Consider the following 13,103-nt stretch of genomic DNA (forward strand, 5'->3'; position numbering starts at 1 on the left):
CCGAGTGGTTGATCGATGGAGAGCCGGTGCCGATGAGTGGGATGCGGGCCGAAAACGAATGGCCGGATCGCGTCGCGTTCTCGGGGATGGGTCAACTTCGGAAAGAGTACCTGCGTGGTGGGCGCCGAAGTCGTCCAGACAGTGTGTGCTGATTGTCACGTCGATCCGTTCGAACCCTCGACCCTCTGAATTCAGTCGCGGGAGCTGCCGGGCGGCGCCATGCCGCGCCCTGGCGGGGTGTCCGAGTTCCGGAAGGTCGACGGGCGGAATCGTTCTTGTCGCGGCGCTCGTCGCTCCCCCCGTTGTCCGAGGCCGGGGTCCACATTGCATCCCTATGTAATCTCATGGTCGGCGCCGGGAATTCCTTAGACTTCCGCAGTTGGAAGAGCAAGATTTGTGACTGTTCGTCACCTTTGTCGCAATTTATCGAATCGGGTTTAGTGATGTGATGACGGGAACTTTCATGGCGGCGCGCCCCCTGCTATCTCGGCTACCCAAAGGAGGTATCCTCCGGAACCAGGGGGGTGCTCCGGCGATCCTCGCAAGCTTGCGCAAATGTGATTCGTGCTGTTTGGGTGCGCTGCTCACCTCGGCGGAAATTTGCTGCAAATTCGCGAGCGAGTCGGTCGCCGAGCAATGTTGCTAAAAGGTGTGTTGAGGGTGCGAGGGGGTTGCGTGCGTAACCATGGGAAAATACTGCAGCACGACGTATTGCTCGGCCGCGACAACGAACTGGCAGCACTCGTCGCGCGGGTGAGCGCCGCGCGCCGCGGCGATACCGGATGCGCGATCCTCACCGCGCCCTCCGGCTTCGGGAAGAGCGTTCTGCTCGACTCGCTGCTGCGTACCCCCGGATGCTGGGGCATGACGGTGCTGCGCGGCCACTGCGGGGAGGCGGCCGGAGGGGCCGGGGCATACTCCGGATTACGGGCCCTGTTCGCGGCGACGGGCACCCCGGCAACGCACCGCGAGGAGACAGACGGGGGTGCCGGCCATCCGGCTGAGTTCCTGCCCGGACCCGGGGGTACACAACGGTTCAGCCTCCCCACCGCTTACCCGGTGTTCCGCCGACTCCACAGGCACGCCTTACGTCTGATGGCGCATCGACCACTCATCCTCGCGCTCGACGATGCCCACGACTGCGACGAACACTCCTTGCGCTGGCTGGATTTCATCCTGCGGCGGGCGGCCGGGCACCCCCTGCTGGTCCTCCTCGCACGGCGTTCCGAGGCCCGTCTGCGAGCCCCCGAGGCCTGGGCCGGCCTCCTTGCGCAACCCGCGATGTCCCTCCTGCACCTCGGCGCTCTCGGTACCGACACCGTCGGCAGCCTGGCCGAGCAGGTCTTCGGGACACCGGTGCACCCCCGACTGGCCCGGGACGTGGCCGCGGTGACCGGCGGCAACCCGCGGACCGCTGTACGACTGCTGCGCGAACTGCGACGCCGGGGGGCCGGCCCGGACGAGGCGGGCGCGCGCCAGGCGGTGGAATTGGGCGCTCGCATGGGAGCCAGGTCGGTGCGGCGCGTGCTCGCCCGTGAGCGCGCCGACCTGCGGAGCGCCGCGGCTGCCGTCGCGCTGCTCGGCACCGAACCCCTCAAGTACATCGCGGTCCTGGCGGACGTGGATCGCGGGTCGGCCGAAGAGGCGGTGACAGTACTGCGCCACGCCGGAGCCCTGTCCCCTGATGGCGCGGAAGTGGTGCACGACGCCGTACGGGACGCGCTTCTAGAGTCGCTCAGTGTCAGCCAGAGGGCAGAACTGCACGCGCGCGCCGCCCTGTTGCTCAGCGACGCTGGCAGCCCGGCCGACCAGGTGGCCCGGCATCTGGTTGAGCTGCCCCAAGTCCACGAACCGTGGATGGCGGCAGTACTGCGGGATGCCGCCGCCTGGGCCGAGCAGCGCGGCGCCTTCAGCGACGCGGCCGGTTTCCTGCGCCGTGCCCTGGAGGCGGAGCCGGACGACGCCGAAGCCCGACTGCGGCTCGCCCTCGCCGTGACCCCCACCGACCCCTTGGCCGCGGCTGCGCTGTTCCGAACCGCACTCGCCGACGCCGCAGACACCGCCGCACGAGCCAGCATCGCGGTCCAATACGCCATGGCCTGCCTGACCGTGCCCCTCCCGGCCTCTCACCGGGCGGAACTGCTGGAGGCCCTGGAAGCCGCCCGGGACACCCTCACGAACGACTCGCAGACCGACGTACAGCTGCGCGACCAGGTGGCGGCCGTCCTGCTGCTCATGGGGCGGCGTCGAACTGACACGGCGGGCCGGCAACCCCACGGTCCCGTAACGGCGCCGCACCAGGTGCGAACCGGCCTCAGCGACCCGCTCCAGACAGCGGCGCTCGGCGCATTGCACGACGCACTGTCCGGCCACTCCCGGGAGAGGGCGGTGCGGGACGTCCGCCGGGTGCTCGTCGCCGCCCCCAAACAACCGCTTTGGCTGCAGTTAGCCGCCGCCACCACCCTCGCCCTCGCCGACGAGACCGCGGACGCGCACGCCGCACTCGACACCGTGCTACGCCGCACCGCCGATGAACCGGCCTCCTGGACTCGCGTACTTGCCCTGACCACACGGTCCACCTTGCTGCGCCGCGACGGCGCCTTCTTCGATGCCACCGCCGCGGCCCGCGTCGCGATCGACACGGTGGGCGAATCGGGCAGTGACGCGTGGATGCGGCAGGCGCGTGCGGTGCTGGCGTCTGCTCTCGTCGACCAGGGCGAGCCCCAGCGGGCGGAGCGCCTTCTGGACGGGATCAGCCGCGCCGAACCGAGCAGCTCCGCCATCGAAAACCAGCTGTACCTGTACGCCCGGGCTCGGGCCCGCTGGGCCGCCGGTCACCCCGCGCAGGCCCTTCGGCTGCTGCGCGAGTGCGGCTGGGCACAGGAGGCTGCCGGTGTGGTGAACCCGGTGGTCACCCCGTGGTGGGCGGAGGCCTGCCTCATCCTCGCGGCCATGCGCCACCCCGCCGACGGCAGGGAACTCGCCGACCAGGGAGCTGAACGCGCCCGCCGCTGGGGAACGCCACGCGCCCTCGGCCTTGCCGCGCTTGCACGGGGCGTGCTCACTCGGGGCCGGGCAGGGGTCGATCTGCTCGCCGAGTCGGTGCATCACCTGTCCCGCTCACCCGCTGTTGCCGAATGCGCCCGGGCTGAATACGCCCTTGGCCGAGCCCTCCTCCTGCACGGCGACGAGACCGCCGCCCGGAACCGGCTGCGCAGGGCGGCGGGCCTCGCCGGTGGCTGCGGCGCGCTCGCGCTGGCGGAGTCGGCCCGCAACCTGCTGGTCTCCGCCGGAGGACGGATGGCGGGCGCCACCGGTACGTCGACTGGGGGTCTGCTTACCACGACCGAGCTCAAGGTGGCCGGACTGGCGGTGTCCGGAGCGAGCAACCGCCAGATCGCACAACGACTGTTCGTCACCGTGCGGACCGTCGAGTCCCATCTGACCAATGTCTACCGCAAGCTCGGGGTGCGTCGACGGGAGGGACTCGGCCTCGCTCTGCGCGCCGTCCAGGGCCGCTCGATGCAGCTCCCGGGCGCATCAGTGCTGGAGGGAACGTGAATGTCCGCCCTGCCGGAGACGCACGCCACGGACGAAGGAGCGGAGGCTGGACAGCCAGGTGAGCACCGGATGACTTATTCGGCCAACTCCTCCCGGTTCCACCACGCCCAGTCGGCGACGGCCGCCACACATCTGCCGCCCTGCACCGGTGAACGGGAACGGACGCGCCTGGCGGCGCTGGTCGACGCCCTGGACACCGCGGGCCCGGTACTGGTCACGCTGTCGGGCGGAAGTGGATCCGGCCAGAGCGCCCTCGTCCGCTGGGCCGTGGACCGGGCACGCACGGCCGGTCGCCGGGTGCTGCACGCCCGCGCCGTCCTGTCGGAGAAGGAGCAGTCGTATGCCGTGGTGACACAGTTGCTGGACCAACTCGACGGCATGGCCACGAGCCATCGGGCAGCGCGACCCGAGCCTCTTCCGGGCTTGACGAGGGTGCTGCGCGCCGTGCGTGAGCACCCGACCGTCCTGGCCGTCGAGGACACGCACTGGCTCGACCGGGAGTCGCTGCACTGGCTCCAGGCGCTGCTGCGCCGGTCCGCCGGTCTGCCGCTCGTCGTCGCGTGCGGTGGCAGCGAAGCGGTGGCCGATGAACCGGGATGGCTGAGCGCGCTCGGCTCTGCTCCGGGCCCAGCCTCCTGCCACCACCTGCCCCTGGCGCCGCTGTCACCGCATGAGGTCGCAGCCGCGGTCACGCGGATCTGTGGGCCGGGGAACGATGAGCGGTTCGCGGCGGAGGCGGGCCGGATCAGCGGCGGCCAACCCGCGGTGCTCCACGACCTGTTGCTGCGGTTCGGCGCCCTAGGGCACCACACGGGCGCAGCCCGTGTGTCGCTCCTCCACACGATCGGCACCGAGGTACGCGGCGACCACCTCGTCCACGCGATGCACACGCTCGGCTCGGAAGGGGGCGCGGTGGTACGGGCCCTGGCTGTCTGCGGAGACCTGCTCGACTTCCCTTTCGTGTGCGCTCTCGCACGCGCGACCCGTCTCAACCAGCACCGGCTGCGCGCCGCCTTGACGCAGACGGTCGGTATCCAGGGCCTGCCGGGCGGCCGTCTGCGGGTCGAACCGTCCCTGCGCACGCGGGTCCTGGAGGGGATGACCGCAGCTGACCGGACCGACTTGCACACGCAGGCCGCCGAACTTGCCCATCGCGCCGGAGCCGAGGACAGGGCGGTGGCCGATCTGCTGCTCGGCGCCCGCCCGATCGCAGCGCCTTGGGCGGTGCGGACGCTGCGACGGGACGCGGACCGGGCGGTCCGGGACGACACACACGGGCGCGCCGTCGTACTGCTCACCCGGGCCTCGCAGGAGGTACGGGACCCCGCCGAGCGCGCGCGGCTTGACCTGGAACTGGCCGCCGTGCACTTGGTCACCGAGCCTGAGGCGGGTGATCTGCGGATCGAGCGGCTGATCCGCACGCCCGGCAACCCCGTCGTGGTGCGTGTAGCCGCCGCCGACCTCGGCATCACCGCAGGCGGCACCCGGGCTGTGCGCCGCGCTCTCACGGACGTGCTGACGGAGGCGACCGGCGCCGAACGGGAGGATATGCTCGCGCTGTTCTGGGCCGCCGACCCCACCGCTCAGGAGCACGACGTGGTGTCCGTTCCCTCGGTCCCACCGCTTCCTGAGCGGCCGGCCTCACCCGCTCAGGCCGCCGTGCGTGCCTGGCAACTGGCCCTGTACGGCGAGGCGCTCGACGAAGTCCGGAGCCTGGCGCGGACGGCCCTGGCCTACGATCACCGGTCCGACGGCCCGCTCGTCCAGCCTACGCTGGCCGCCTGCAAGGCCCTGTGCCTCGCCGACGCGCTGGACGAGGCGGAAGCCGGCTTGAACCGGTTGCTTGGCACACTCGGCGGCAGCCGGCTCCGGCTGGCTGCCCCGCGCCTTCTCGCGTTGCGCGGCGAGGTCCATCTGCGCCGTGGTCGGCTTGCCCAGGCCGAGCGGGACCTGCGGGAGGCCGAGCAGGCGGTGGGCCTGCTCGTGCGGTCGGCCGCCGTCCTGCCGCACTTGCACGGCATCGGCACCATCGTCGACGTGGAGAGCGGCCGTGATGAGCGAGCCCGTGACCGCGTCACCATGCCCATGCCGTCCGCTGCCGAACACAGCGAGTACTGGCCCCATCTGCTGTTCGCCCGGGGCGTGGTCGCATTGCGCTCCGGCAGCCCCGCGGAGGCGCGGGACCAGCTGCTGGAATGCGGCCGCCGGCTGTTGAGCCGTCACCATCTCAATCCCGCTCTGGTGCCTTGGCGTTCGCTGACCGCGCTGGCCTGCCACGCCGCGGGTGATGCAGACGCGGCCCTGAGCCTCAGCGAGCAGGAGCTGACGCTCGCCCGGCGCTGGCGCATCGGCAGCAGCGTCGCCTGGGCCGAGCTGACTGCAGTCCTGGTGACCGCGCGGAAAGACCGTCTGGCCACCCTCCGCTCGGCCATGGAAGCAGTCCGGTCCGGACCGACCGGTCCGGAATACGCCCGCGTGCTCGCCGAGTTCACCGCCACGGAGTTGACCGCCCCCGGGGGTGACCGGCAGCTGGCGGCGGTGTCCCTGGTCGAACTGAGCGCGCTGACCGCCGCCCATCCGGCAGCCCCGATGGCGGCCCGGGCTCGTGCCCTGGCCGGAATGGCCGCCGAAACGGTACCGGTTCCGGGCTGGGACGTGCTCTCCCCGGGTGAGCGGCAGGCCGCACTGCTCGCCGGCATCGGCCGCAGCAACCGTGACATAGCCGCTGTGCTGCAGGTCTCCAGCCGTGCCGTGGAACTCCGGCTAGCCCGGGTGTACCGCAAGTTGTGCATCAACGGGCGTCAGGAACTGCGGGCACTGGTCCGCGCGACGGAAGGACACTGAACGCGATGCTGCTCGACCGAGGAGCCGAACTGGCGGTGGCACAGGGCGCTCTGCGCGCCGCTGCCGGAGGGAGATCCTCGCTCCTTCTGGTGGCCGGCCCCCTGGGAATTGGTCGATCGGCGCTGTTACGTGAACTGTCCGAGCGCGTCGATCCGAAGACGGTGCACCTGTTACGGGCCAACGCGGCGGCGGGGGAACGGGACTTTGCCTTCGGGGTGGTACGCCAGCTGTTTGACAGTGTGTTGACCACTGCATCCAGCCAGGCCCGAGAACACTGGTTCGCCGGCGCAGAAGCCGCCCGGCAGGTCTTGGACTACGACACCCACGCACCGGACGAAACGATTCTGCGGGACTTGCGCTCGCTGCTGGCCGAAGTGAGCGCCACGGTACCTCTGCTGGTTCTCGTCGACGACGTGCAGTGGGCGGATGCCTGGTCGCTGCGCTGGCTCGCTCATCTCGTCCTGCGCCTGGAGGGCCTGCGGATGCTGCTCGTGTGCACACTGCGCGACGGCGATCCCGGTGCGGGCGACCCGCTGGTCGAGGAGGTCGCGGCGGCCTCGGCACACGTCCTGCGACCCGCGCCGCTGTCCCTGGCCGCCACCGGGGAACTCGTCCGCGAGCACTTGGGCCGGCCCGCCGACAAGGAGTTCGTGCGGGCGTGCCACGAGACTTCCCGGGGCAATCCGCTCTTCCTTCTCTCCGGGCTCTCTGAACTCTCCGCCACCGGTTGCCGGCCACTGGCCGGCAACGCCCACGTCGCGCGCTCGCCGCACTCTGTCCGGCTCCGGGACCGGATCACGAGCTGCCTGCTCATGCAACCGCAACCGGTCAGGGACGCAGCGGCTGGGCTCGCCATCGCCACCCCGGACGGGCAGCAGGACTCCCACCTTGTCGGCCGGCTCGCGGGCCTCGACGACGTCGGCCTGGCGACGGCACTGCGCGCGCTGCACCGGCTTGGGCTGCTGGCTGAGGCGGGCCGGCCGCGCTTCGCGCACCCGGCGGTGCGCGAAGCGGTCGAGTGCTCGATGAGTTCCGCCGAGCTCCAGCGTCGGCACGAAGCCGCCGCCGAGATCCTGTATGAACACGGTCGCCCGGCGGAAGAGGTAGCTGCCCACCTGATGGAGGTGCCCACCTCCAGGCACTCTTGGTCCGTTCCGGTTCTGCGCAGCGCGGCGGACGCTGCCGCACACAGAAGCGCGCCGGAACTGGCCGCCCGGTATCTGCAACGGGCGCTGCTGGACGCGGTCGAGCAGGACCGGACGAGGGCTCGGCTCCTGGTTGAACTAGCTGCTGCGGAGGGGTCCTTCGACCCGACCGCCGCCGAACGCCACATCGCTCAGGCTGTGCCCCTGCTCCCCACGGCCCGTGACCGGGCCACTGCCGCGCTGCAGCTCTCGCCCTGTTTGACCGCCCCCCTGAGCCCCGCGAGGATCGACCTGTTCAGACGGGCTGCCGAGGATCTGGCGGGTCCTGATGCTCAGGAAGGCGCCGGCAGTGAGGAGGCGCACCGTTTGGAAGCGAGGCTGCGCTACGCGGGCCTTTGCGACTACGCGCAACTCACCGATGCCGTCGCGAGGCTGCGGGCGCTGGAGCCTTCCGTCCTCGTCCGCACGCGCGGTGGCCGGGAACTATTGGCCGTGCTGCTGTACGCGTCGGCGCTCGGCGCCGACGGCGAGGCGTCGGAGGTTGCGCGGCAGGCCCGCGGCATCCTGGAATGGGAGGCGGCCACCGCCCCCGGCCACGGCTCGGTGGTCCACCTGGTCCTGCTGACCCTGGTGGGGGCCGATTCCGTACAGGCTGCCGAGCCCTGGCTGAATGCTGCCCAGCAGAGCGCAAGCAGGGATGGTGGCACGCCCGGTGCCGTGGGGCATGCCCAGCGCGAGCTGTTCCAGCTTGCTCTGGGCCGGTTGCCCCAGGCGCGTGAGGAGGCGCAGCGCGTCGTCGACCTGGATGGGACCGTGAGCGAGGAGCGCCGCTGTTTCTACGCCGCCGTACTCGCCGCGCTGACGCTGTCGACACAGGATGCGCACTTGGAGACGCGGGTGGCGACGGAGGCGCCAGGCCAGCCGCTCGGGCCGGTCCCAGCCGCGCTGCTGAGCCTGTTGCGGATCTCGCAGGAGGCTCAGGCTGGAGATGCCACCGCGGCACTGGACACCGCCATGCACTGCGGTCGCCAACTGGAGTGCGCGGGGTGGCGCAACCCTGTTCTCTTCCCGTGGCGCCCCTGGGCGATCTCCCTGTCCCACCGGCTCGGTGACCACCACATCGCCCGGACACTCGCGGTCGAGGAGTACTCGCAGGCGAGAGAGTGGGGAGCGCCGGTAGCCATTGGCAGGGCACTACGGCTGCAGGCGCTGACGGAAGGGACGGGCGCGAGCGTCGATCTGCTACGGGAGGCCGTCGAGACGCTCCGTGGCTCCGTCAACGAGCTGGAGCTCTTCAGGGCTGTGCGCGATCTGGGGCAGATGCTGGGCAGTGGCGCGGAGTCGAACCGGCTGTTGCGCGAGGCGGGAGAACTGGCGAAGTCCTGCGGCGTGCCATGGGTACCCGCGGCGGTGGCGCGCAGGGCCTCGGCCCGCACCGCGGCGGCGGTGCTGACCCGTACCGAGAGCCGCGTGGCCGCATTGGCTGTCAGCGGCCTCACCAATCGGGAAATTGCGACTGAACTTCAAGTCAGTGCACGGGCCGTGGAAAAGCATCTTACGAATTCCTATCGTAAACTCGGAGTTTCGGGCAGGTGTCAGCTTGCTGCAGTTCTGCACGACACGCACGCACACGCTCCTTGTTGAAAGGGGAACTGTTCGCGCATCCGCCCGGTCCTTCGGTTGAAACTCGATCGAAAGACCGGGCGATTTTGTTGGGGTTGCCTGTCTGACCTGCTCGTTTGCGACCGTACCGAAGTGAAGGTGCGATGCTCGTGGCGCTGACCGAACCTTCCTGGGGTAACCCCACAGAATCGGCGCGAGTAGGGCGGATCGCGTTGACCGGATCATCAGGGAATCTCTATGGTTCAACTATGTTCCAGTGATAAGGACTCGGTGAAACGTGCGCGTCCCATGATCCGTATTCTCCCCGGCCGTTACTTCACACAAGAAAGGAGAGTCCTTTGAAATCCTGAAGGGCGGCCATGGGCGGTGGTGAGTTGGTTGGTCCCTGCTGTCCCCCTCTCCAGCGTTGGATGTCCACCTGATGCGGGCATCACGCTGGGGCTCAGTCCCGGCGGTGCAAGGCCGCCGGCGAGGTCACTGTCGCGTTTGACGCGGTCCGCCGGACGACGGTGGATCGGGCAGGCCATCGCCGTGCAGACCGTCCCCCCGTTTGTCCCCGTCCATCCATCACCGAAGGACCAACTGCTGCGCAGGCCGGCGTACCCCTACTGAGGGCGACGAGGAAAGCGTCGTCTTCGCCAACGATGTCATGCGCGAGTGGCTCGACCCACCGCGATCCGTTGACGAGGGCGTTCCACGAGGGAACGCCCAAGACGATAGTGCGCTGTGCATACGGACCCCCACCGTACGAAGGGCGATCATGCCGCAGGTCACCAACCCACGACGTCAGACGAGCTCCGTCACTTCTTCCCTCCCCGCCCCGAAGGCCCACGTCCACGATCCCGTCTTCGAGGACGGTCGGCTGCCCCGGACGGGGTTCGCCAGCGACAGCCGCCTGAGCATGGCCCGGCTCGACCATGCCCTGACCATCCAGCAGGCCAACGAAGAGTTCTTCTGGCAGTTCGGCAAGTCGGCGGCGGAGCTGTGCGGCCGGACCTTCAGTGACCTGGTCCATCCGAGCGTCCAGCAGCCGCTGATGCGCCAGTTCTCCGGCCTCACCGAGGGCCGCCGCGACCGGTTCGCCGCCGACGTCATCGCGGTGGGACCGGACGACGCTACGTTCACTGTCCCGCTGACGGCCATCATGGTGCGCGGCGGACTCCCGGATGAGTCGTCCATCCTCGTCATGATGCCCAACGCGGGAACTGGTTCAGCCGACTCGGAGCCGGCCGTAAGTGGTCGCAACAAGAAGCTCCTGAGCCCGATCGACGCCCGCATACTTGAGGGCATAGCCTCCGGACTGTCGACCATCCCGCTCGCCTCACGGCTGCACCTGAGCCGGCAGGGCATCGAGTACCACGTGACTGGTCTGCTGCGGGAATTACGTGTGCCGAACCGGGCCGCATTGGTCTCTCGTGCCTACTCCATGGGCGTACTGAAGGTTGGCATCTGGCCGCCCAAGGTGGTTCCGGACTTCATCAAGAACTGACAGTGGTGATTGCTGTGAACCGTCCTGGGTTCGTTGGAGGCTCAGGCCTGCCCCGTGTGAACCGGGGCGGTTCACACGGGGAATGCAACTACACCGTGCACCCCCCGGCCCACGCAGCCGGCGAACTCCAGCGGACCGGCAGCTCGCCTTGAGCGTGAGGCCCTGTCGCACCCCACCCTGACCGGCATGACCAGCACCGAACTGACCGGGCTGACCGCGTCCTGGCCACCGCGCTGCACCAGCACCTCGCCCTGTCGCCCACCATGCTCGTCCCCCTGTTCACCGTCAGCAAGGACACCATCCGCCAGGCCACCGGCGAGATCGGACAGCAGATGGACCAGCACGGGCACACCCTCGCTCCCGCAGCGGACACCTGACCACACTGACCGGCCTCCTCGTCTGCACCACCGCACACGGCGTCACTGTCACACCACAGGCAAAACCCACGCCTTGATTCTTTAGGGCCCAACCAGTCTGCCAACGAGCGGATCGACGCCCCATGCCGACGGCAACTTGGCCCACTGGCTATTCCCGGGGCTCGTTCGGCCGACTCCTTCCGCCGGAGCCCCCGCAGTCCACGGGGAGTTGACGGCGATCAGCGGGCTGTCGGAGACGTCGACGCACAGTAGCCCGCCTACTGCCGTGGTAGGCGCGGGAGAGTACCGACGCGGTGGGCCCCCTCCACTGCAAGAGTTATCCCGGGCGCGATCTCCGTGAAGCCCGCGTCGCGCACCACCGGAAGGCCGCTGACCGTGAGTGTGCGCCAGTGTGCCGCATCGGCCGTACGCGCCGACAGGGGGTACCCGGCCTCCCGCCACGCCTTGCGCTGCGTGTCCGGAAGGTCCAGCCAGGCCAGCTGGGCGCCGTGTCCCGCCTGGGCCATGGCCTTGCCCGCCGACATCTTGATCTCGGGACTCAGCCACAGCACCGGTCCGGCGAGGTCGGGGGCCCCGGGCGGCTCGGGGTCGGCCAGCTCGGTGCCCGAAACCTGCAGTTTGGCCAGTTCCTTGGGCCAGCCGTCGAGCGGAACGGGCGGAAATACCCGTACTTCGGCGGTCGTACCGGTCACCGTGATGCCGGGCAGTGCCGCGGCCTTGCGCCACTCCGCGCCGCGCGCCCGGCGCACCACCTTGCGGATCCGGCCGTCGTGCCAGTCGCGCATGGACCGCGCCCACTCCCCGTCGCCCTCTGACCGCTCGTCGCCGAGGATGGCGAGCACCGCGCGGGCCGCGGTCTCCAGCGCGTCGGTACGGGCCGGGGGTTCGGCCTTCTCGATGTGTACGACGAGCGGGAGGACGAACTGCGGTGCCTCGTCGCGCGAGGTCCTCTCGTGCCGGAAAGGGCTGCCGGGGTTGTCGGTGGGGGTGTTTTCGCTGCTCACGCGTTCAGTCTGCCAGCCGCCCCAGCGGGGGGTGTTGGCGGAACGTATGCCTCCGGGCGACGATGCCCGGTATGAAGAGTGATCTTTTCTCCACCGAGAACATGGCACAGCAGGCGGCTGTGCCCGGAATGACCCTGCAGAACGCCAAGTCGATCAAGTACGCGGTCAACGGCGAGATGCACGCGCGACAGGGCTCGATGATCGCCTTCCGCGGCAACCTCCAGTTCGAGCGCAAGGGCCAGGGCATCGGCGGCATGCTCAAGCGCGCCGTCACCGGCGAGGGTCTGCCGCTGATGGCCGTGCGCGGCCAGGGCGAGGCGTGGTTCGCGCACGAGGCGGCCAACTGTTTCATCGTGGACATCGACCAGGGCGACGCGCTCACCATCAACGGCCGCAACGTGCTCTGCTTCGATGCGACCCTCACGTACGAGATCAAGACGGTGAAGGGCGCCGGCATGACCGGTGGCGGCATCTTCAACAGCGTCTTCAGCGGTTACGGCAAGCTCGGAGTCGTCTGCGAGGGCACCCCCATCGTGATACCGGTCACGGCCCAGCAGCCGGTGTTCGTCGACACGGACGCGGTGGTCGGCTGGAGCGCCCAGCTGCACACCTCGCTGCACCGGTCGCAGTCCATCGGCTCGATGATCCGCGGCGGTTCCGGCGAAGCGGTACAGATGAAGATGGAGGGAGAGGGCTTCGTGATCGTCCGGCCCAGCGAGGCCACCCCGCAGAAGGCGGGCCAGAACTGACCATGAGCGGCGCGGACGGCAGGTGGACGGCCCGTCGGGGCCGTGCGCATCGACGACCGGAGGGGTGAGCGCATGGACGTGCACGAGCCGTACTGCGGGACACCGCCCGCCGTCGCATCTGCATCCGAAGAGGCCGCGGCCTTCGAGGGGCCCTTCGCCGAATGCGTGCTGTGCCGCGAGCCGACCGAGTACCCGGAGTCGGTCAAGGGCGCGCCGCTGTGCCCGGTCTGCGCGTGGCAGGAGGCCCAGCGGTCGGCATGTTCCGGCTAGGACCCGACCGGGCGCTCCTCGAGGACGCCTGACAGGACCGC

At 69.9% G+C, this 13,103-nt stretch carries 7 protein-coding genes and 1 pseudogene; 7 read left to right on the plus strand and 1 reads right to left on the minus strand.

The features are described from left to right. The first annotated feature begins 675 nt into the window (after positions 1–675). The 5 genes and pseudogenes from ABZ208_RS21830 to ABZ208_RS21850 form a co-directional block, all read left to right on the plus strand. Positions 676–3,561 (plus strand): AAA family ATPase, encoded by a 2,886-nt coding sequence (locus ABZ208_RS21830; RefSeq protein ID WP_356911119.1) that lies wholly within the window; start codon positions 676–678, stop codon positions 3,559–3,561. Between the two features lie 69 nt (positions 3,562–3,630). After that, positions 3,631–6,405 carry an AAA family ATPase gene (locus ABZ208_RS21835; protein WP_356911120.1) on the plus strand — a complete coding sequence of 925 codons (2,775 nt, stop codon included), beginning with the start codon at positions 3,631–3,633 and terminating at the stop codon, positions 6,403–6,405. A 5-nt stretch (positions 6,406–6,410) separates the two neighbouring features. After that, positions 6,411–9,194 carry an AAA family ATPase gene (locus tag ABZ208_RS21840; RefSeq protein WP_356911121.1) on the plus strand — a complete coding sequence of 928 codons (2,784 nt, stop codon included), beginning with the start codon at positions 6,411–6,413 and terminating at the stop codon, positions 9,192–9,194. 880 nt (positions 9,195–10,074) lie between these two features. Next, positions 10,075–10,662 (plus strand): LuxR C-terminal-related transcriptional regulator, encoded by a 588-nt coding sequence (locus tag ABZ208_RS21845; protein WP_356911204.1) that lies wholly within the window; start codon positions 10,075–10,077, stop codon positions 10,660–10,662. A gap of 132 nt (positions 10,663–10,794) precedes the next feature. Then, positions 10,795–11,116 (plus strand): annotated as a pseudogene (locus ABZ208_RS21850) (ISAzo13 family transposase); the annotation flags it as partial. Positions 11,117–11,296: 180 nt separating this feature from the next. Here ABZ208_RS21850 and ABZ208_RS21855 read toward each other — a convergent pair. After that, positions 11,297–12,043 (minus strand): peptidyl-tRNA hydrolase, encoded by a 747-nt coding sequence (locus ABZ208_RS21855; protein ID WP_356911122.1) that lies wholly within the window; start codon positions 12,041–12,043, stop codon positions 11,297–11,299. A 71-nt stretch (positions 12,044–12,114) separates the two neighbouring features. Between ABZ208_RS21855 and ABZ208_RS21860 the strand changes: the two genes are divergently transcribed. Together ABZ208_RS21860 and ABZ208_RS21865 are read left to right on the plus strand one after the other, a co-directional pair. Beyond that, complete coding sequence (locus tag ABZ208_RS21860; protein ID WP_356911123.1) at positions 12,115–12,792, plus strand: AIM24 family protein; 678 nt, start codon at positions 12,115–12,117, stop codon at positions 12,790–12,792. 72 nt (positions 12,793–12,864) lie between these two features. Next, a complete protein-coding gene (locus tag ABZ208_RS21865; RefSeq protein ID WP_356911124.1) occupies positions 12,865–13,062 on the plus strand; it encodes a hypothetical protein in 198 nt (65 codons plus the stop codon). The last annotated feature ends 41 nt before the right edge of the window (positions 13,063–13,103 follow it).

Origin of the sequence: Streptomyces sp. NPDC006208, from assembly GCF_040613775.1 — a bacterium.
Classification (GTDB): Bacteria; Actinomycetota; Actinomycetes; order Streptomycetales; family Streptomycetaceae; genus Streptomyces.